This window comes from Clostridium sp. AF32-7AC (genome assembly GCF_003477925.1).
Lineage (GTDB): Bacteria > Bacillota > Clostridia > Lachnospirales > Lachnospiraceae > Otoolea > Otoolea fessa.
In genome coordinates, this window is the sequence record NZ_QUEG01000002.1 from 315,418 (window position 1) to 336,930 (window position 21,513).

At 48.9% G+C, this 21,513-nt stretch carries 17 protein-coding genes and 1 other annotated feature; of the genes, 13 read left to right on the top strand and 4 right to left on the bottom strand.

The window, feature by feature from the left end:
• Positions 1–363 precede the first annotated feature (363 nt).
• Positions 364–2,205: a glutamine--fructose-6-phosphate transaminase (isomerizing) gene (gene glmS, locus DWZ45_RS05565; protein WP_107000109.1), complete on the top strand. Its 1,842-nt coding sequence runs from the start codon at positions 364–366 to the stop codon at positions 2,203–2,205.
• A gap of 152 nt (positions 2,206–2,357) precedes the next feature.
• Here the strand turns inward: glmS and DWZ45_RS05570 are convergent, their stop codons facing one another.
• Together DWZ45_RS05570 and DWZ45_RS05575 are read right to left on the bottom strand one after the other, a co-directional pair.
• Positions 2,358–2,897 carry a DUF4364 family protein gene (locus tag DWZ45_RS05570; protein ID WP_107000108.1) on the bottom strand — a complete coding sequence of 180 codons (540 nt, stop codon included), beginning with the start codon at positions 2,895–2,897 and terminating at the stop codon, positions 2,358–2,360.
• 87 nt (positions 2,898–2,984) lie between these two features.
• Positions 2,985–4,139, bottom strand: coding sequence for an NADP-dependent malic enzyme (locus DWZ45_RS05575; RefSeq protein WP_118468059.1), 1,155 nt, complete (start codon positions 4,137–4,139; stop codon positions 2,985–2,987).
• A gap of 400 nt (positions 4,140–4,539) precedes the next feature.
• Here DWZ45_RS05575 and DWZ45_RS05580 point away from each other — a divergent pair, with 400 nt between their 5' ends.
• From DWZ45_RS05580 to DWZ45_RS05630, 11 genes are all read left to right on the top strand, one after another.
• Entirely contained in the window at positions 4,540–5,790 is a 1,251-nt protein-coding gene (locus DWZ45_RS05580; RefSeq protein WP_022358444.1) for an argininosuccinate synthase, read from the top strand.
• A gap of 129 nt (positions 5,791–5,919) precedes the next feature.
• On the top strand, positions 5,920–7,311 hold the full coding sequence (gene argH / locus DWZ45_RS05585) for an argininosuccinate lyase (protein ID WP_022358445.1): 1,392 nt from the start codon (positions 5,920–5,922) through the stop codon (positions 7,309–7,311).
• Positions 7,312–7,333: 22 nt separating this feature from the next.
• On the top strand, positions 7,334–8,272 hold the full coding sequence (argC, locus tag DWZ45_RS05590) for an N-acetyl-gamma-glutamyl-phosphate reductase (protein ID WP_118468061.1): 939 nt from the start codon (positions 7,334–7,336) through the stop codon (positions 8,270–8,272).
• Between the two features lie 249 nt (positions 8,273–8,521).
• Positions 8,522–9,730: a bifunctional ornithine acetyltransferase/N-acetylglutamate synthase gene (gene argJ / locus DWZ45_RS05595; RefSeq protein ID WP_118468063.1), complete on the top strand. Its 1,209-nt coding sequence runs from the start codon at positions 8,522–8,524 to the stop codon at positions 9,728–9,730.
• Positions 9,730–10,596 (top strand): acetylglutamate kinase, encoded by an 867-nt coding sequence (gene argB / locus DWZ45_RS05600; protein ID WP_118468099.1) that lies wholly within the window; start codon positions 9,730–9,732, stop codon positions 10,594–10,596. Before argJ ends, argB begins: the two co-directional genes overlap by 1 nt.
• A gap of 104 nt (positions 10,597–10,700) precedes the next feature.
• Positions 10,701–11,879 (top strand): aspartate aminotransferase family protein, encoded by a 1,179-nt coding sequence (locus DWZ45_RS05605; protein ID WP_118468065.1) that lies wholly within the window; start codon positions 10,701–10,703, stop codon positions 11,877–11,879.
• A 2-nt stretch (positions 11,880–11,881) separates the two neighbouring features.
• Entirely contained in the window at positions 11,882–12,784 is a 903-nt protein-coding gene (gene argF, locus DWZ45_RS05610; protein ID WP_022358782.1) for an ornithine carbamoyltransferase, read from the top strand.
• 347 nt (positions 12,785–13,131) lie between these two features.
• Positions 13,132–13,551: a C-GCAxxG-C-C family protein gene (locus DWZ45_RS05615; protein ID WP_118468067.1), complete on the top strand. Its 420-nt coding sequence runs from the start codon at positions 13,132–13,134 to the stop codon at positions 13,549–13,551.
• Between the two features lie 292 nt (positions 13,552–13,843).
• Positions 13,844–14,181 (top strand) — a binding site (T-box leader).
• Positions 14,182–14,266: 85 nt separating this feature from the next.
• The gene (locus tag DWZ45_RS05620; RefSeq protein WP_227589780.1) at positions 14,267–15,346 is read left to right on the top strand and encodes an ABC transporter substrate-binding protein; all 1,080 of its coding nucleotides are present in this window, start codon (positions 14,267–14,269) and stop codon (positions 15,344–15,346) included.
• A 92-nt stretch (positions 15,347–15,438) separates the two neighbouring features.
• Positions 15,439–16,344: an ABC transporter permease gene (locus DWZ45_RS05625; RefSeq protein WP_118468069.1), complete on the top strand. Its 906-nt coding sequence runs from the start codon at positions 15,439–15,441 to the stop codon at positions 16,342–16,344.
• A gap of 47 nt (positions 16,345–16,391) precedes the next feature.
• Entirely contained in the window at positions 16,392–17,186 is a 795-nt protein-coding gene (locus DWZ45_RS05630; protein ID WP_118468071.1) for an ATP-binding cassette domain-containing protein, read from the top strand.
• Positions 17,187–17,280: 94 nt separating this feature from the next.
• Here DWZ45_RS05630 and DWZ45_RS05635 read toward each other — a convergent pair whose 3' ends face one another.
• Together DWZ45_RS05635 and nhaC are read right to left on the bottom strand one after the other, a co-directional pair.
• Positions 17,281–18,159 (bottom strand): MBL fold metallo-hydrolase, encoded by an 879-nt coding sequence (locus DWZ45_RS05635; RefSeq protein WP_118468073.1) that lies wholly within the window; start codon positions 18,157–18,159, stop codon positions 17,281–17,283.
• A gap of 155 nt (positions 18,160–18,314) precedes the next feature.
• Positions 18,315–19,703: a Na+/H+ antiporter NhaC gene (gene nhaC, locus DWZ45_RS05640; protein WP_118468075.1), complete on the bottom strand. Its 1,389-nt coding sequence runs from the start codon at positions 19,701–19,703 to the stop codon at positions 18,315–18,317.
• A 425-nt stretch (positions 19,704–20,128) separates the two neighbouring features.
• On the opposite strand from nhaC, the gene DWZ45_RS05645 reads away from it, so the two are divergent.
• Positions 20,129–21,466 carry an MATE family efflux transporter gene (locus DWZ45_RS05645; RefSeq protein WP_118468077.1) on the top strand — a complete coding sequence of 446 codons (1,338 nt, stop codon included), beginning with the start codon at positions 20,129–20,131 and terminating at the stop codon, positions 21,464–21,466.
• Positions 21,467–21,513: the final 47 nt, after the last annotated feature.

Sequence of the window (21,513 nt, forward strand, 5' to 3'; positions counted from 1 at the left end):
GTTGTCGTGGACAATCGTTATTTTACAGGTAGATATGCAGAAGAAATATGTGACTGCTTATGGCGGATGGTTTTGAAAAGAGATGTGTTTATATGATGACTGACGAAAATATTACAGCAAATGCTGACAAGAAGATTCTTTTTTGGTATAATGAGACAGAATATGTACATGACTGAGAAGAAAGTCTATATCGAAGGTGCCGGTCAGGCGCTATTTAGGGATAAACGACATATTTTATAGAAGATTCTATTTTGAAGAATCAATAGATTTATCATATTCTTGAGATAGAGATACGAAGGCGGGAGTGTCTGAGGCGGTATGATGGCAGCGGCTCGCCTGGTTGGAAAAAGGAGGAATAATTGTATGTGTGGTATCGTAGGATATACAGGAGACCAGCAGGCGGCTCCGATCTTATTAGCGGGTCTGGAGAAGCTTGAATATCGTGGATACGATTCAGCAGGTCTGGCAGTCAGAGACGGAGAACGTGTACCGGAGGTTGTAAAGGCGAAGGGACGTCTGCGCGCGCTGGCAGAGAAAACAGACAATGGACGCGCAATGCGGGGCAACTGCGGTATCGGTCATACCCGCTGGGCGACACACGGGGAGCCGTCTGAGAACAATGCACATCCGCACTGCACGGATGACCGCAGCGTGGTAGCGGTTCACAATGGTATTATCGAAAACTATCAGGAAATTCGCGAAAAACTGATTAAAAATGGATATACGTTTTATTCAGATACTGATACAGAGGTGGCTGTAAAGCTGATCGATCATTATTATAAGAAATACAACGAGGGACCGCTCGATGCGATGGCGCGTGCGATGATGCGTATCCGTGGCACGTATGCACTGGCGGTTATGTTTAAGGATTATCCGGAGGAGATCTTTGTAGCCCGTCAGGATAACCCGATGATCATCGGAGTAGGCGAGGGTGAATCCTTTATCGCGTCGGATGTTCCGCCCCTGCTTCCATATACCCGCAAGGTATACTATATCGGCAATCAGGAATTGGGACGCTTACATAAGGGAGAGGTTACTTTCTATAATATTGATCAGGAAGAGATTCAGAAAGAACTTGTGACGATTGAGTGGGATGCAGAAGCTGCTGAAAAGGGAGGTTATGAGCATTTCATGATTAAGGAGATCCATGAACAGCCGCGTGCGGTTCGGGATACATTAAATTCAGTCATTCGCGATGGTCATATTGACCTGACCGAGGCGGGACTTTCCGATGATGTCATTCGTTCGTTAAAGCGTATTTATATCGTAGCGTGTGGTTCTGCTTACCATGCAGGCGTGGCAGCGCAGTATGTGATCGAAGATCTGGCGCGTATTCCGGTCCGCGTCGAGCTGGCTTCCGAGTTCCGTTACCGGAACCCGATTCTGGAAGAGAACAGTCTGGTTATCATCATCAGCCAGTCGGGCGAGACAGCCGACAGCCTGGCAGCCCTGCGTCTGGCAAAGAGCCAGGGCGTTCCTACGATGGCGATTGTCAATGTAGTAGGTTCCACGATTGCGCGTGAGGCAGATCATATTTTCTACACATTGGCAGGTCCGGAGATTGCGGTGGCGACCACCAAGGCATATAGCACACAGCTGGTTGCCGGATATCTTCTGGGCGTGCAGTTTGCCCATGTGCGCGGTACGATCACAGAAGAAAAATATGAAGAACTCCTTGCAGCCCTGCAGGAACTGCCGGATCAGATCGCGAAGCTGCTCGAAGATGACAAAGAACGCATCCAGTGGTTCGCAGCGAAATATGCCAATGCAAAAGACGTGTTCTTCATCGGCCGCGGCATCGACTACGCAGTCAGCATGGAAGGTAGCCTGAAATTAAAAGAGATCAGCTACATCCATTCCGAAGCGTATGCAGCCGGAGAATTAAAACACGGAACCATCAGCCTGATTGAGGATGGTATCCTCGTAGTCAGCATCCTGACCCAGGAAGCCCTGTATGAGAAGATGATCAGCAACATGGTAGAAGTAAAATGCCGCGGCGCCTACCTCATGGGACTCACAACTGCAGGCAACTACAATATTGAAGACACCGTCGATTTCGCAGTCTATATACCGAAGACTGACGAGCACTTCACACCGAGCTTAGCGGTTGTGCCGCTGCAGCTGCTGGGATATTATGTAAGTGTTTCGAAGGGACTGGATGTAGATAAGCCTAGAAACCTGGCGAAGAGTGTTACGGTAGAGTAAGATGGTTTTTTAATTATTTATAGCATAGCAAGAAAAAAACTGGAATTAATACAGAAAAAAGAAGCCCCCATCAAGATGCAGAACAGGTTTTCCCTGAATCAGTTGTACGCATCTTGATGGGGCTTCTTTTTTCGTCTCTATCGCTAATATTGCTATTTCTTTTCCACCCCATGCTCACTCATCAAAGATTTCATCACATAAGCATAAATCTCTTGGCTTCGATCCTTCCAGTGATTGCACATGATTTCCGCCTGCTCCTTATCCGGAACGGAGATATCGAGATTGACAAGAACGGCTTTTCCTTCCCGCACCTCGCAGTGAACGATGTAGTCCTGATTGGTCGATTTATAGAAATCGGAGATCAGTCCTACCTCGTTTCGCATGCGGAAGCGGTTCTGTTTCAGGTATTCATCCATGTCGCTGACGATGGCAGGAGAGATGTTTTTGCCGAAAAATTCCAGCGTTTCCTCGCCCTCCTTAGTGATCTCATAGCGGGAGCTGTTCCGCATCGTCTCCTTTTTTACCAGACCTGCATCCAGAAGCTCGTTCAAGGCCTGCTGGAGTGTGAAATACGTGGTGTACTCACGATCCAGGAAAAAATTGGAGAGCTGCGCGTTGGTCAGCGGAAAATTGACCTGGTGCAGCATATAGAGATTCATCAGTTTGTAAAGTGTCATCGGTTCAGCCAGCATGGAAAAACTCCTTTATTATTATTTCGTAACTGTGTAAATTTTGTGCGGTTCTTACGGTAAATGCGAGAATCGCTTGAATTGTTACGTTTATTTCTTAATGTGTTCCTTCACAGCCTTGGAAACAGCGTCAGCTACACGCGGATCAAATGCTGCCGGAAGAATGTTCTCGTCGCTCAATTCGCTGTCATCAACCAGAGCAGCAATTGCGTTGGCAGCAGCCAGTTTCATTTCTTCGGTGATAGCGGTTGCGCGTCCTTCCAGAGCGCCGCGGAAGATGCCTGGGAAGATGAGAACGTTGTTGACCTGGTTCGGGAAATCGGAACGTCCGGTTCCTACGACTCTTGCACCAGCAGCTTTTGCCAGATCCGGCATGATCTCCGGTACCGGGTTTGCCATTGCGAAGAGAATGGAATCCTTATTCATGGAAGCAACCATCTCCTGGGAAACGATGCCCGGAGCAGACACGCCTACGAAGATGTCAGCGCCTTTTAATGCATCGGCAAGTGTGCCCGTCTTGTGCTCTAAGTTGGTAACTTCGACCATCTTTTCCTGCATCCAGTTAAGCCCTTCCATGCCCTTGCAGAGCATACCGGTCTTATCACACATGGTGATATGCGGGAATCCGTAGTTTAAGAGCAGTTTGGTGATGGCAACGCCTGCGCTTCCGGCGCCGTTGACAACGACGCGGCAGTCTTCCTTCTTCTTGCCGGTTACTTTCAGGGCGTTGATGATGCCTGCCAGTACGACGATGGCGGTTCCGTGCTGATCATCGTGGAAAACCGGAATGTTTAACAGTTTCTTTAAACGTTCCTCGATCTCAAAGCAGCGCGGTGCGGAGATGTCCTCCAGGTTGATACCGCCGAATGCCGGGGCAATGCGGACAACTGTCTCGATGATCTCCTCGGTGTCCTGTGTGTCGAGGCAGATCGGGAATGCATTGATGCCGCCGAACTCTTTAAACAGAACGGCTTTTCCTTCCATAACCGGCATAGCTGCTAACGGTCCGATATTGCCAAGTCCCAGAACGGCGCTTCCGTCGGAGACAACGGCTACAGTATTGGACTTGATGGTGTAGCGGTATGTAGCTTCCGGATCTTCTGCAATTACCTTACATGGTTCTGCAACGCCCGGTGTGTATGCCAGAGCCAGATCCTCTCTGGTTTTTACCTGTACTTTGGAGACGGTATCGAGCTTGCCGTTCCATTTTTCATGAAGTTCGAGTGCTTTTTCATTGATCGTCATGGTTTTTATCCTTTCGAATGCTTTCATTTTATTCTTACATTATAATAGCAATTTTGACATTTTAAATCAAGATGCATATTTTAGAATGCAGGAAGGGCAGTACCATGTTACTGTACACACACAGTACCACTTATTTATAATACTTATACCTATCATGTAGCATAGCATATAAATGAAGTCCGTAAATGTTATTTTTATGCATAAAACACATGAAAAATGCATAAAACACGTTTTTATACAAAAATTATTCATAAAAATGCAAAAAAAGTATTGCATAATTAGGATCAAGGAGGTATAATCTGGGTAATTTCACGTGAGGCATATAAATCTGCCGGTCTTAGTTGACTGGATGGACAAAGAAAAAAGCATCACGCAGGCAAATGATTGGAGGAAATGAAAAATGGCTAAGAAATATAATAAAATTGTTCTTGCATATTCAGGCGGTCTGGACACATCGGTTTTAATCCCGTGGCTGAAAGAAAACTATGGCTGTGAGGTTATTGCAGTTTCCGCTGACGTAGGTCAGGGTGCGGAGCTGGATGGTCTGGAAGAGAAGGCATTAAAGACAGGTGCTTCCAAGCTGTACATCGAGGATCTGAAGAAAGAGTTCGTAGATGAGTACATCATCCCGACCATGAAGGCTGGCGCTACTTATGAGCATTACCTGTTAGGTACTTCCTTCGCTCGTCCGATTATCGCTAAGAGAATCGTTGAAATTGCGAAGAAAGAGGGCGCAGACGCTATCTGCCACGGCTGTACCGGTAAAGGAAACGATCAGGTTCGTTTCGAACTGGCTATCAAGGCATTTGCTCCGCAGATGGATGTTATCGCTCCGTGGCGTTTCTGGGAACTGAATTCCCGTGAAAAAGAGATCGAGTACGCAGAGGCTCACAACATTCCGTTAAAGATTACGAAAGAGACCAACTACTCCAAGGATAAGAACCTGTGGCATCTGTCCCATGAGGGTCTGGATCTGGAGGATCCGGCAAACGAGGCTCCGATCAACAAACCTGGATTCCTTGAGTTAGGCGTATCTCCGGAGAATGCACCGGATAAAGCTACTTATGTAACCATCCACTTCGAGAAAGGTGTTCCGACCAGTGTAAACGGCGAGGAGATGGATGCAGAGAAGGTAATCGAGGTTCTGAACAAGGTAGGCGGTGAGAACGGCTGCGGACTTCTGGATATTGTAGAGAACCGTCTGGTTGGCATGAAGAGCCGTGGTGTATATGAGACTCCTGGTGGAGCTATCCTTTACAAAGCTCATGAGAAACTGGAAGAAATCACTCTGGACAAAGAGACACAGCACTACAAACAGCAGCTGGCTCTCAAGTTCGCTGAGTTAGTATACAATGGTCAGTGGTACACACCGCTGCGCAAAGCAATGAGCGCGTTTGTTGATTCCACACAGGAGACCGTAACCGGTGATGTAAAACTGAAACTTTACAAGGGCAACATCATTCCGGCATCTGTTACATCTCCATACACCCTGTATTCCGCAGGCATGGCTACATTTGATGAGGATGACTGCTACAACCAGGCAGATTCCGCTGGATTCATCAACCTGTTCGGACTTCCGATCAAGGTTCGCGCCCTGAACGACGAAGTTCTGGCAGCAAAGACCGGCGAGCATTTTCCGAGCGTAGAATAATTTAGGAAAATAATAAATAATCTGCAGGTGACAAGCCCGCAGCCGATGGTGACCATTGGTTTTCCGGTATCTGCCGGTTCCAATGGTCGCATTGGTTCTAAATCAGAGAATAAAAAGGAGTTTACACTTATGGCAAAGTTATGGGCAGGACGATTCGGAAAAGAGACAGATCTGGAGGTAAATGATTTTAACTCATCGATTTCCTTTGACTGTCGTCTTTATAAGGAAGATATCACAGGCTCCATGGCCCATGCGGCTATGCTGGGCAAGCAGGGCATCATTGCGAAGGAAGAATCAGACAAGATTATCGAAGGACTGAAAGGTATCTTAGCGGATATTGAGGCAGGTAAGATTCATTTCTCACAGGATTATGAGGATATTCATATGAATGTAGAGCAGATTCTGACCGAGCGCATCGGCGATGCCGGAAAACGTCTTCACACGGCGAGATCCAGAAATGATCAGGTTGCACTGGATATGCGTCTTTACGTGAAGAAAGAGATCGTGGCGATCAAAAAGGAAATTCTCGATTTCATGGAAGCACTCTGCGAGAGCGCAAAGAACAATCTGGAAACTGTTATGCCGGGTTATACACATCTGCAGCGTGCACAGCCGGTTACATTTGGACATTATATGATGGCATATGCCAATATGATGCGCCGTGATGTAATCCGTCTGGAAAACTGCTTAGAGGGCATGGATGATATGCCGCTCGGATCTGGCGCGCTGGCTTCCACGACTTATCCGATCGACCGTGATTTTGTACGCCAGCAGCTTGGATTTGCCAGAGTGACCAACAACTCCTTAGACGGTGTTTCCGACCGTGATTACTGCGTAGAGCTGACGGCAGCGTTATCCATTCTGATGATGCATCTGTCCCGTTTCTCTGAGGAGATTATTTCCTGGTGTTCCTGGGAGTTCAAGTTTGTAGAGCTGGATGACGCATTTTCAACCGGTTCCTCCATCATGCCGCAGAAGAAGAATCCGGATGTCTGCGAGCTGGTCCGCGGCAAGACCGGTCGCGTGTACGGCGATCTGTTTACCCTTCTTACCATGTTAAAGGGTATTCCGCTGGCATACAACAAGGATATGCAGGAAGACAAAGAGGCAGTCTTTGATGCGATTGACACCGTAAAACAGTGCCTGCGCGTGCTGACTCCAATGTTCTCCACGATGCAGATCCTGAAAGACAATATGAAGAAAGCGGCTCTGAAAGGCTTTATCAACGCAACGGACTGTGCAGATTACCTGACCAAGAAGGGAATGCCGTTCCGTGACGCATACAAGACCGTCGGACAGCTGGTAGCCCAGTGTGTACGCGAGGACAAGTCCTTAGCCGATCTGACACTGGAAGAGTACAAGACACATTCCGATGTCTTTGAAAATGATGTATATGAAGCGATTGATTTGAAGACCTGTGTACGTGGACGTAAGGTAATCGGCGGACCGGCTCCGGAAGAAGTAACCCGCCAGATTTCTGTGATTGAGAAATTTGTAAGCGAACACAAGGTTCAGGAGTAGGACAGGAAACGGGGGACGAACAATGGCGAAACCGAAGATTTATATAGACGGAAAAGAAGGAACAACCGGGCTGCAGATTTACGATCGTCTGGAGAAAAGAGAGGACATCGAGCTGCTTCTGATCGATGAGGCAAAGCGCAAGGACACGGAAGAGCGAAGAAAGCTGATTCATGCGGCGGATATCGTATTCCTGTGCCTGCCGGATGCGGCAGCGGTTGAGGCAGTTGCACTGGCGGAAGGTTCTGGGGCGCGCATCATTGATGCATCTACCGCGCACCGGACAGCCAAAGGATGGGCGTACGGCATGGCGGAACTTTCAAAGGAGCACCGCGAGGCGATCAAAACGTCCAGCCGGGTGGCGAATCCAGGCTGCCATGCAACTGGATTTATCACTTCTGTTTATCCGCTGGTGGCGCAGGGGATCATCCCGAAGGATTATCCGATGACAGTCTTTTCCCTGACCGGCTATTCCGGCGGCGGCAAAAAGATGATTGCCGAGTATGAATCGCCGGAGAAGCCGCAGAGCTATTTCGCACCCCGTATTTATGGTCTGACGCTGAAACATAAGCATCTACCGGAGATGCAGAAGGTCTGCGGACTTGATTATCCGCCGGTCTTTAGTCCGATCGTGGATGACTACTATAAAGGAATGGCGGTCACGATCCAGCTTCAGAACCGCCTCTTAAACGGCGGGCCGACCGCGGAAGATATCTATGAGAAGCTGGCTGGCTGGTATGACGGACAGAAGCTCATTAAGGTACATCCGTTTGGATATGACGGTATGATCGCGGCGGCAGATATGGCAGGCCGAGACAGTCTGGAGCTGATTGTCAATGGTCACGGGGAACAGACCATGGTGACGGCGCTCTTTGATAATCTTGGAAAGGGTGCTTCAGGCGCAGCCGTTCAGAACATGAACCTGATGCTCGGATTTGAGGAGACAGCTGGACTGGCACTATAGAGGGGTTGAGAGATAAAATCATAAAATAGCTGCGGGGGACTATAGACATGAAGTTATATAAAAATGTACTCTCGGAGTCTTTCTGCACTTGCTTTTGTGGCTGATTTTCCGCCAGCCGCACCCGAATTTCATCAACGTACGCACCGCGTACGCCTCAGAAATTTGGGCACAACTGACAAAAAAACATCTCACAAAATCAAGCACAGAAAGATTCCGAGAGTACATTAAAAATGACAGGAGGAATGTCATATGAAGATAATCGAAGGCGGTGTTTGTGCTGCAAAAGGATTTAAAGCGGGCGCGATGCGCTGTGGAATCCGTAAATCTCATACAAAAAAGGATCTGGCGATGATCCTTTCGGACTGTGTCTGCAACGCATCGGCGGTTTATACGACCAACCGCGTCAAGGCATCACCGATTTTACTGACAAAGGAACATCTGGCCGACGGAAAGGCACAGGCGGTTATTGTCAATTCCGGAAATGCGAACGCGTGCGCTCCGTTTGGCATGGAGAATGCAAGAAGACAGGCAAAGGCAGGCGCGCGAGCGCTGGGCGTTTCGGAGGAAAATGTAATCGTAGCATCGACCGGCGTCATCGGTCAGACGCTTCCGGTTGAGGCGATCGAGGCTCATGCAGGCGAGATGGAGATGAAATATGACAACTCCCTGGTAGCTGCAGAAGCGATCATGACGACCGATACAAAAGTGAAGACGATCGCTGTTGAATTTGATGTAGATGGAACAACCTGCCACATCGGCGGTATCTGTAAGGGTTCCGGCATGATTCACCCGAATATGGGAACGATGCTGTGCTTCATCACAACCGATTGTGCAGTCAGCAGCGAGATGATCCGCAAGGCGCTGTTATTCAATGTAAAACGTACCTTCAACCGTGTGACTGTTGACGGCGATACTTCCACCAACGATATGTGTACCGTTCTGGCAAATGGTATGGCTGGCAATGCGGAGATTACTGCAGAAGATCCGGCATACGAGGCATTCCGCGAGGCATTGCAGGCAGTCATGCAGGATCTGGCTCGTAAGATTGCGGCAGACGGCGAGGGCGCAAGCAAGCTGATGACCTGTACCGTGAAGGGAGCGAAGGACGAGGAGACAGCCGAGGTACTGGCAAAATCCATCGCCGGTTCTTCCCTGACCAAAGCAGCAATGTTCGGTTCCGATGCGAACTGGGGACGCGTTCTCTGCGCGATGGGCTATTCCGGAGCTGAGTTTAACACGGAGAAAGTGTTAGTCGAGTTTGCTTCCAAAGAGGGCAGCATTGCGGTCTGTGAGGACGGCAGAGGACTTGATTTTGATGAAGATCTGGCAAAGAAAATCTTAAGCCAGGATGAAGTGGAGATCAATGTAACACTTCAGGAAGGCAGCGGAAGCGCTACCTGCTGGGGATGCGATTTGACCTATGATTATGTGAAGATTAATGGAGATTATCGGACATGATGAAAACAGGATCAAAAATGAGCGCAGAAGTCCTGGTAGAGGCACTGCCTTATATTCAGGAATATGCAGGTAAAATTATCGTTGTAAAATACGGCGGAAACGCCATGATTAATGAAGATTTAAAGCAGGCGGTGATCGAGGATATCGTCCTTTTAAATCTGGTAGGAATCAAGGTTGTGCTGGTACACGGCGGCGGTCCGGAGATTTCGGAGATGCTCAAAAAAACCGGAAAAGAGTCTAAATTTGTCAAAGGTCTGCGCTACACAGACCGCGAGACGATGGATATTGTCCAGATGATTCTCTGCGGCAAGGTTAACAAAAACCTTGTTTCCATGTTTGAGAAAGCAGGCGGACATGCCGTTGGTCTGGGCGGCATGGACGGCGGACTCTTCAAGGCGATCCAGTTGGTCGATCCGGATGGAACGGAATACGGCTATGTGGGAGATATTAAAGAAGTCAATGAGAAAGTCGTTCTCGACGTTTTAAATGAGGGCTTTATCCCGGTTGTTTCCTCCGTGGCAGCAGGCATGGACGAGGAGACAAACTATAATATCAATGCAGATACGGCAGCGGAGAAGCTGGCGGTGGCACTGAAAGCGAAAAAACTGATTCTTCTGACGGATGTATGCGGTCTGATGCGCGATCCGAAAGACGATTCGACATTGATTCCGAGACTGAAAGTTTCCGAGGTTCCGGCACTCATCAAAGAGGGCGTGATCTCCGGCGGCATGATTCCGAAGGTAGATTGCTGCGTTGAGGCAGTGCGCCAGGGCGTAGAACGTGCCAATATCCAGGATGGTCGTGTGCCGCACTCGATTCTGGTCGAGCTTTTGAGCGATGACGGTGTAGGAACCATGTTCTCGTAAACAGCAGATGAACTAGATTCTGCACGAATCCGGGCTGTTTTAGCTGAAATGCAGGACGGATGCTGGAAGCTTTGCGGGCAGATGTGGGCGTTAGGAGGTTTTTTATGACATTTGAAGAAATCAAGCAGGGCGAAGAAACATATATCATGCATACATACGGCCGCTTTCCGATTGCGCTGGATCACGGAAAAGGCGCGACGCTGTGGGATACGGAGGGAAAGAAATACATTGATCTGACCTCCGGCATCGGTGTCAACAGTCTTGGTCATGATAACGATGCGCTGACGACTGCGGTATCGGAGCAGGCACATAAGCTGATGCACGCCTGCAACCTGTATTACACCGAGCCTATGGTGCAGGCAGCAAAGAAGTTGGTCGATGCAGCCGGAATGGGAAAAATCTTTTTTGCAAACTCCGGTGCGGAAGCCAACGAGGGTATGATCAAGCTGGCAAGAAAGTATTCCTTTGACAAATACGGCGAGGGAAGAAATAAGATTATCACGCTGAAACAGTCCTTTCACGGACGTACCGTGACGACATTAAAGGCAACCGGACAGGACAAGTTTCATCAGTATTTCTTCCCATTTACGGAAGGATTTGATTATGCAGCAGCCAATGATATCGAAGACATGAAGCGCAAGATCGATGGTACGACCTGCGCTGTCATGATGGAGATGATTCAGGGCGAGGGCGGCGTCCTTCCGCTTGATAAGGAATTTGTACAGGCAACTGCCGAGTTCTGCAAGGAGAAGGACATCCTGCTTCTGATTGACGAGGTTCAGACGGGCATCGGACGTACCGGAAGCCTGTTCTGCTATGAGCAGTACGGCGTTCAGCCGAATATCATCAGTATGGCCAAGGGACTCGGCGGCGGTGTTCCGATCGGTGCTGTCATGGCGGATAAGAAATGCCAGGATGTACTGGGCGCCGGTACGCACGGTACAACCTTCGGCGGCAATCCGCTCTGCTGTGCGGCTGCCAATACCGTATTAGATATCGTAAATAAGCCGGAATTCCTGAAATCGGTTCAGGAAAAGGGCGAGTACCTGAAAAAGGAGATTTTAGCGATCGGTTCTCCAAAGGTAAAGACTGTTCGCGGCATGGGATTGATGTTAGGCATCGTAGTGGACAAAGATGAGAGAGCTGCGATGGTCAGTCAGTTGATGGAAAAAGGCGTCCTGGTCCTGACAGCCGGTACAGAGGCGATCCGTCTGCTTCCGCCGCTTGTTATCACGAAAGAGGAGATGGACGAGGCAATCGCTGCTATGAGGGAGGTATTTTAGACATGAAGCATTTATTAAAGCTGTTGGACTGCACACCGGAGGAGATTACCTCGATTCTGGATCTGGCAGATCAGTTAAAATATGAGCGGAAACATCACATTTCACATCGTCTTCTGGAGGGCAAATCTATCGGCCTGATTTTCCAGAAGTCATCCACCCGTACCAGAGTTTCCTTTGAGACAGGTATGTTCCAGCTCGGCGGACAGGCACTGTTCCTTTCCTCCCGCGACTTACAGATCGGACGCGGTGAGCCGGTACAGGATACCGCACGCGTACTGTCCCGTTATCTGGACGGCATCATGATCCGTACCTATGAGCAGAAAGAAGTGGAGGATCTGGCAAAATACGGTTCTATCCCGATCATCAACGGTCTGACTGATTTCTGCCATCCGTGCCAGGTACTGGCTGACCTGATGACGATCCGTGAGAAATACGGCGTACTGAAAGGGCTCAAGATGTGTTACATCGGCGACGGCAACAACATGGCGAACTCCCTGATCGTAGGCGGTCTGAAATCGGATATGCAGGTATCTATCGCAACTCCGGATAATTACCGTCCGGCGAAGGAAGTGCTGGATTTCGCAGCTGGCAATGACGCATTTACACTGGTAAATGATCCGATCAAGGCAGTGGAAAATGCAGACGTTGTCATCACAGATACATGGACTTCCATGGGTCAGGAAGAAGAGAAGAAGATCCGCCAGCAGGCATTCCAGGGATATCAGATCAATGATGAACTGATGGCTGCGGCAAAACCGGGGGCGATGGTAATGCACTGTCTGCCGGCTTACCGTGGACAGGAGATTACCGAGAAGATCTTTGAAGAACATGCGTCTGAGATCTTTGAAGAGGCGGAAAACCGGTTGCATGCCCAGAAGGCGGTTATGGTTACGCTGATGAAATAGAAATATATAGAAATGCATAAAAATGGCAAGGTGACGCGCCAGAAGCCAAATGCCCTCCGTTGCGGTTTCGGAGCCGGTAACACTAGGCTTGCATAGATTTGTTAAAAGCAGAGTCCAAAATACAAACTCGCTTCGCTCAGACAGGTGTATTTTGAACTCTAACACAAATCTCTGCGAGCCAAGAGTTACCAAGACTCCTGCAAATGCAACGGAGGGCATTTGGCTTCTGGCGCTGTATGTTGTATGCTTTTTGGGGTGTTTAAAAAGTGGAAATGTATGTTATAATTGGCATAAATAGTACAATGTAAAAAATTTAGCAGATTAAGAAAATTTTAGGAGGTATCAGTATGACAAAAGAGGAGATTTCAGCGCGTCAGCAGCAGGCGGCTCAGTTTCATGGAATGGGGTATAATTGTGCCCAGTCGGTGGCGTGTGCGTTTGCGGATAAGGTGGATTTGGACAAGGTGGCGCTGTTTAAGGTGACGGAGGGGCTTGGTCTTGGCATGGGCGGCATGAATGGTACCTGTGGGGCCATTTCGGTGGCGGCTGTGCTGGCGGGGCTGAAGGATAGTACCGGGGATCTGGAGCTGGCGAATTCGAAGGCGGTTTCTTATAAGGATGCCAGAGAGTGCATCGCGCGTTTCCTTGAGAAGAACCAGAGCGTGGTCTGTAGGGATTTGAAGGGTGTGGAAACGGGAAAGGTGCTGCGTGCCTGTCCGGACTGCATCAGCGATGCGGTGGAGATTATCGGAGAAGTATTGTTCTAATATATCCTCACAAATTGGCACGTTTGAAACTGCAAGTGCCGTACAGCAACGCGCGGGCAGCCGATTTTGTTACTGTTCACGCATACGTGCCCAGTAACGGAATTTGCCGTGGCTTCGCATTTAAATACGGCAAATTCCTGCTGCCACCACGTTTTCTTACGGCACTTTCGGTTCCAAAAGTGCCTACCTGTGAACAGTAACCCGATTTTGCCGATGATAAAGAAAAATTCGAAAATAGGATTGACAACTTAAAAACATAGTGGTAAACTATGAAAAAATTAAATACGACACTATAAAGTCAATGAACAAAACGAGTACATACAGAGGTACATCACAGAGAGCCGGGCTTGGTGGAAACCGGTATGAAGGGCTGTATGGAATGGATTTGGGAGATGCGAGGTGAAAGAGTGATTCGAGTAGCTGCAGCCGTAGCTCTGCGTTAAAGGGTAGGGTATCGAGAGCATATCTGATTTCGCATTATCAATCACGTCTATGTTTTCCGTACCGTAGAATGAGTCAGACTGGATGGCAGATATTTTCCATTGTGTGAGAATATCTGCTTTTTATATATAAAGTTTGAAGGTCTGAGAACAGGGGTGGCACCACGATATTTGTTTATTCGTCCCCGGCGCAGGAGTTTGTCTGCGCCGGGGATTTTATATTTCGTTGGGAATCAAAATCAGCGAGAGCCAGGATGGCGGAAAGGGAGAGCATTATGAGAAAAATGAATGGATTTGGAATGATGGCAAAAAGAGGCACAGCAGCAGCGATGGCAGCGGCAATGGCACTGACGATGGCAGGCTGTGGCGGCTCGAATGCGGCAGAGACGACAGCAGCGGCTGATTCTGAGGCGGCTTCTGAAAATGGAGATGCATCGGAGACAGCAGCCAGCGAGGCAAAGGGCGATATCAAGGTTGGAGTGATCCAGATGATTGATAACGGTGCATTTGCAGATATGCGCGATGGTTTCTCGGAGGAGCTGACTGAAAAATATACAGGTGGTAAAGTCGATATTGTTTACAAAAATGCACAGGGCGATGCGGCAGCGCTGAATACCATCTGCCAGGAGATGGCAGACAGCGGTGTTGACCTGATTGCAACGATTGCGACTCCGGCGACCCAGGCGATGGTAAACCTGGAGACGGATATTCCGGTATTCTTTATCGCTGTTTCCAATCCGGTCGGCGCGGGTGTCATTACCGATATGGAAAAGCCGGATAAGAATGCAACCGGTACTTCCAATGCGATTCCGGTTGAGGATATTTTCGCACTGAGCGATAAGCTGACACCAGATTGTAAGACCTACGGAATGTTGTATAATACAAGCGAGATTAATTCCGTCAGCACCGTGGAGAATGCAAAAAAATATTTAGACGATCAGGGACTTTCTTATAAAGAGGCGGTTGTTACGAACTCATCTGAAGTACAGCAGGCGGCACAGTCTTTAGCGGGTGAGGTTGACGCGATTTTCGTACCGAATGACAGTGTCATCCAGAGTGCAATGCCGATGGTAACGGAAGTGGCAAGAGATGCGAAGATTCCGGTATATGGAAGCTCCGCTGTTATGGTTGATTCCGGTGCATTTGCAACGATTGCGATCAGCGATACCGAGATCGGCGCACAGACCGCAGATATGGCACTGGAATACTTAAACGGAACTGCGATTGAGGATATTGCAGCTGTTGTGGTACCGGCTTCCAATATGGTAATCAATCAGGATACAGCGGATGCACTGGAAATCACATTCTCGGATGAGGTGCAGAAAGAGGCAGCCTTTGTAAAGGATGCGGAGTAAGATATAGAGCAGTCTGGCTGGTACACACATTCATTGATTGTGGAAATTTGCGGAGTAATTACAAACGAACTTGAAAATAGGAGGAAGCACACATGACACTGGTGATCGGATCCCTGCAGTTGGGATTTTTATATGGAATACTGGCGCTTGGAATATACGTCACATTCCGCATTTTAAATATTCCGGATCTGACGGCGGAGGGGAGTTTTACGCTGGGACTGGCAGCCTCGGCGGTCTGCACGCTGGCGGGGCATCCGGTTGCCGGGATCGTGGCAGCAGCTGTGGCCGGGGCGCTGGCAGGCTGTGTGACAGGCGTACTCCAGACGAAGATGGGAATTCATGCGGTATTAGCTGGCATCCTCACAATGTGCGGGCTTTACACCATCAACCTGATTGTGATGGGAAGCAGCCCGAATATTTCCCTCATCAATGTTCCGACCATATTTAAAGCGGCAGAAAGCCTGGGACTTTCAAAAGAGGCGGCAAGACTTGTGATTGCGATCGCGGCAGCAGCAGTCTGCCTGGTGCTGCTGATTCTTTTCTTCCGGACGCATCTGGGACTCTGCATCCGGGCGACGGGCGATAATGAGGCGATGGTGAGCGCGTCCTCCATCAATGTAGACGCGATGAAAATCACGGCGCTGGCATTCAGCAATGCACTGGTAGCGGTCAGCGGCGGTCTGATTGCCCAGTATCAGGGATTTGCGGATGTAAACTCCGGTTCCGGTATGCTGGTCGTAGGTCTGGCATCGGTCATCATTGGCGAGGTGATTGTTGGAAAAAGAGGTCTGGAAATCGGATTTTTTTCCTCGATTTTCGGTTCGATCATCTACCGTTATATCATCGCAGCGGCAACCAAGAGCCAGATTTTTCCGGCATATGCGTTAAAACTGGTATCAGCGTGCATCGTAGCGGCGGCGCTGGCGCTTCCGGCGATCCGTTATCAGATGGGGCTTTCAAAGATGAAGCGGACGAGAGAAAAAGATATGTGTAAATAATAACCTGGAAAGCAGTTACAAACAGGGATAAAAGATGGAGATGTACTATGTTAGATGTAAAACAGGCAACCAAAGTATTTTCCGCTGGTACGGCGAGCGAGCACCCCGCTTTGAACGGACTGGACCTGCATCTGGATGATGGGGAGTTCGTGACGATCATCGGTTCCAACGGAGCGGGAAAATCGACGCTTTTTAATGCGATCTGCGGCAATTACTGGCTGGATCAGGGACAGATTTTCCTGGATGGTCAGGATATCACTTTTCTGTCGGAGCATCGTAGGGCGCGTCAGATCGGGCGCGTGTTCCAGGATCCGATGAAAGGAACGGCGCCACATCTGACGATCGAGGAAAATCTGGCGCTGGCATATACCCGGAAGGATCGGAAGCCATTTCGAAGTGCGGTCCGCAAACAGGAAAAGGATCTATTCCGGACAGAGCTTGAGAAGTACCATATGGATCTGGAAAACCGTATGAAGACGAAGGTAGGGCTTCTGTCAGGTGGTCAGAGACAGGTTGTGACGCTTCTCATGTGTACGCTTGTCATGCCAAAGCTCCTTCTTCTGGATGAGCACACAGCGGCGCTTGACCCGGCGACGGCGGATAAGGTCATGGAGATCACGCGGTCGATTGTGTCGGAAAACCACCTGACGACGCTGATGATCACCCACAATCTGTCGCAGGCGCTCACGACCGGAAATCGGACGATCATGCTCGATGAAGGGCGGATCATCCTGGATCTGGGCGGTGAGGAGAGAGCAAAAATGGGGGTGAATGACCTTTTAGACTGTTATGCGGAGAAAAAGAAGAAGGCATTTGATAATGACCGGATGATGCTGGCGTAGAAGATAAAACGAAATGGGGATGTAAAAAAATTCGATTGAGTTTTTACATCCCCATTTTGTTTAGGGACTTATTTCACAGCCCCTTAAATTTTTCTTAGAATACATCTAAATCCTGTCCATTTACAACGGCACCTTCATATCCGGCATCACGGATTTCCTGCAAAATGGCGGTGTTTCTGCGCGCCATCTCAGCCTCGACATCGCGGGTGTTGTCCTGGATTTCCATGTGATAGATACGGTGGTAGGTAACCAGAAGCCGCGGGTGCGCTTTGGCGGCAATCTTTGCCAGATCAACGCTGAGAGTGTGAACTTCCTGGTGGTATTTCTGCCATTTTGGCTCTCTGGCGGAGAGTCCGGCGGTGTACTCGACCTCATGGAGGAGAATATCGCAGCCTTCCGCTTTCTGCGCCACGATCTCAAGCGGAGCCGTGTCACCGCTGATCACGATTACCTTATCCGGCGTTGTAAACTTAAATCCGTAGCTTTCAAGCGTACCGTGGCTGACTGGAAATGCCTCAACCGTCACGCGGTCATCCTGATAAATGATACCAGGCTGGATATCGGTAGTTTCGACTTTGTAGCCATTTTCGTTGGCTTTTTCAAAGCCGTGGATACGGAAGTTGATGTCCGTCTCATATGCTTTTAAAATATGTTCGGTCATGTTCTGGATGCCTTTTGGACCGAATACTTTCAGCGGCTTCGGGCGTTCCAGCACCCACGGGGTAAAAATGAGATCCGGATAGCCGGCCGTGTGGTCGGTGTGCAGATGTGTGCAGAATGCGATCATCAGCCGGTCCGGGCGCAGGGCATCAATTCCCTGTTGGTATGCTTTCGCCGCCTGACGAACAACGCCAGGACCAAAATCTACAAGATAAGCGCGGTCGCCTACGACAACTGCGGAAGAAGGACCGCTGGCATTCGGGCAGGCGTTCGGGGTGCCGGTTCCGAGAAGTACAAGCTTTGTTTCCATCATAAATATTCATCTCCTAAATTCATATGTAATATATTTTGCGCGAAATCATGAAAATAGTTCGGGCAAATTAGATGTGTTCAGCCTTTGCACAGGTAAACACCGTGTCAAAGGCTGAATATATGTTTCGATCCTTTTGTTTTCATCAAGAGAAAGGTTTAATTTTGAGCGCCGTCTGTATGCCGGATGGAGATTCCCGTAAATCCATAGAAAATACTGAACAAAGGTGTTAAGTACAGTAAGAACAGGTATGGGAAGAATATTGACCAGGCAACGCCGAGGGTTCCAGACATGTATACACAGTAACCGTGCCACGGAATCATCGGACCGGATAAAGTACCTGCGTCCTCAAGGGTACGAGAAAGGATTTCTGGTGCGATTTTTCTGGATTTGAACAGCGGTTTCATCATATTTCCAGTCAGGACGTGGGACATCGGCTGGGAACAGCTGATTAAGCTGGTTACATAGCCGACTAAAAGGCTTGCTGCAATCAGGCTGCCATCGCTGTTGATGTGATTTACGATGGCGTTTAAGAGATTGCCGAGAACGCCGAGGCGATCCAGCATACCGCCCATACCAACTGCAAAGCAGATGATTGCCACATACTGAAGCATGCTGCTCATACCGCCGCGGTTTAAGATGGTCTGTAAAATACCTTCCTCAATGCTGGTACTGTATCCGTTGTAAGCAACACGGATGATACTCTGCAAAGTTGCGCCCTGATAGAAGAAAGAGACAGCTCCGGCGCAGATGGCGGAAAGACCAAGGGAGACAACCGCGTTTACTTTGCATAAAAGCAGAATAATGATTGCGATGGCTGGCAGCAGAGTGATGAAGCCAAGTTTAAACTCACCTTGCAGGGCATCGATGTATGTCAGAAGATTTCCAGTTTCATAGTTTCCTGAAGTCTGGCTGATGCCAAGAATTACAAAGAGAACCAGGCTGATGACAAAGGTCGGAAGCGTGGTCCAGAGCATGGAACGCACGTGGTCGTTTAATTTAGAGCCAGCAACCGCTGGAGCCAGGTTGGTTGTGTCGGAAAGCGGGCTTAATTTGTCACCGAACATCGCGCCGCAGATGACAGCACCTGCCACCATGCCAGGATGGATGCCCATCGCGTTGCCGATTGCCATCATGGCAACACCGGCACTGCCGACGGAACCGTAGGAGGTTCCGGTCACAAGGCTTAATACGGCACAGAAAATCAGGGTCAGAGGCAGCAGCCAGGTCGGGTTGATCAGTTTTAAACCGCCGACAATGATGGTTGCAATCGTGCCGCTTTGCAGCCAGGTACCGATCATGACGCCAATTGCCATGAGCAGGCACAGGGTAGGAACGACAACCCGGATCGCGTCGTAAGCGCCGTTTACAACATGCTCATAATTTATGCGTAATACCTTACAAAACAGATAGATGATGATCCAGCTCATAAATAGTCCAATCATCGGTCCGCCCGTTTTCAGCCGGATGCAGACTGCAACCGCTCCGATGATCAGGAGCAGAAGCAGAAGCGACTGAGGCATGTTTAATTTTTTGTCTTCGCTCATAACATAGTTCCTCCCTAATGTGAAAGTCGTGCTTTTTTGAATTTAATGCGTTGAGGTTTAACGCGTTAAATTGTAAATTTATTTTCATTATACAGAATAATTCCGAAAAAATCAACCGTAGGAATAATATTTATTTGGCTCAAGGGAGAGTATTCACGGGTAGGCACTTTTGGAACCGAAAGTGCCGTAAGAAAACGTGGTGGCAGCAGGAATTTGCCGTATTTAAATGCGAAGCCACGGCAAATTCCGTTACTGGGCACGTATGCGTGAACAGTAACGGAGAAGAGGTGCAGGTGATGTTCCGTGATGTGAAGAATTATGATATAATGAGCGCAAGTGAGCCAGAAAGCTGCTTGCAGATTTATGGCGAACGGCGAATCGTGATATAATGGCAGAATTACTTAAAAATTTGACAGGAGAATGTTATGGAACAGAGGATTCAGTTATCGGATCATTTCGGTTTTGGGAGATTGATCCGGTTTACAATTCCATCTATTTTAATGATGATTTTTACCTCCATTTACGGAGTGGTAGATGGATATTTTGTATCGAATTTTGTAGGAAAAACGCCGTTTGCGGCGGTCAATTTCATTATGCCGTTTCTGATGGTCGTAGGTGCCATGGGATTTATGTTCGGCACGGGTGGAAGTGCCCTGATCGCCCGGATTATGGGCGAGGGCAGGCGTGAGAAGGCGCAGGAGATTTTTTCCCTTCTGATCGCTGCGACCTTTGTTTCTGGTCTGGTAATTGCGGTTATCAGTATTCTGTTTTTACCGCAGATCGCTGCCTTTCTTGGCGCGAAGGGAGAGATGCTGGCGGACTGCATCCGGTATGGACGGATCATTCTGGTGGCGCTTCCGTTTTTAATGTTGCAGTATGCGTTTGGCAGCCTTTCCGTGACGGCGGAGAAGCCGAAGCTGGGGCTGATTGTAACGATCATTTCGGGTGTGCTCAATATGACGGGAGATGTTCTGTTCATGGGAGTGTTCCATTGGGGAATTGCCGGAGCGGCGATGGCGACTGCGATGGGACAGATCATAGGCGGAACGATACCGCTGGTTTATTTCCTGCGGAAGAACAGCAGCAGCCTGCGCCTTCGCAGACCAAAGTGGGATGGAGGAGCGCTCAGACGTGCCTGCACCAACGGTGTATCGGAATTGATGAGCAGTATTTCCATGTCCATTGTCGGCATGCTGTATAACGCGCAGCTGATGCGCTACGCGGGAGAAAACGGAGTCGCAGCTTACGGAACCATCATGTATGTGGATTTTATTTTCCTTGCGATTTTCATCGGTTATGCGACCGGCGTAGCTCCAGTTATCAGCTATCACTACGGCGCAGGAAATAAAAAGGAGTTAAATAACCTGTTAAAGCGCAGTGTGCTTCTGATCGCGGCGGCGTCTCTGAGCATGCTGCTGCTGTCTGAGGTGATGGCGGCACCGTTGGCAGCTATTTTCGTAGGATATGATGCCGGGCTTCTGGACATGACGGTACATGCGTATTCCATTTATGCGGTTTCGTTCTTATTCTGCGGTTTCTCCATTTTCAGTTCCGCCTTTTTTACGGCGCTGGGAGATGGACTGACCTCGGCGCTGATAGCATTTTTGCGTACTCTTGTGTTTGAAAGTGCATCGGTTATCATTCTGCCGCTGCTCCTGGGCTTGAACGGAATCTGGGGTGCAATTATCGTGGCGGAATGTATGTCCGTGACGGTGTCAGTTATCTTTTTGGTGGCGAAGAGAAGGAGGTATCAATATTTTTAGGACAATAAGCGGGAATCCTCGGCAATTCAATTACCGAGATGAAAGCG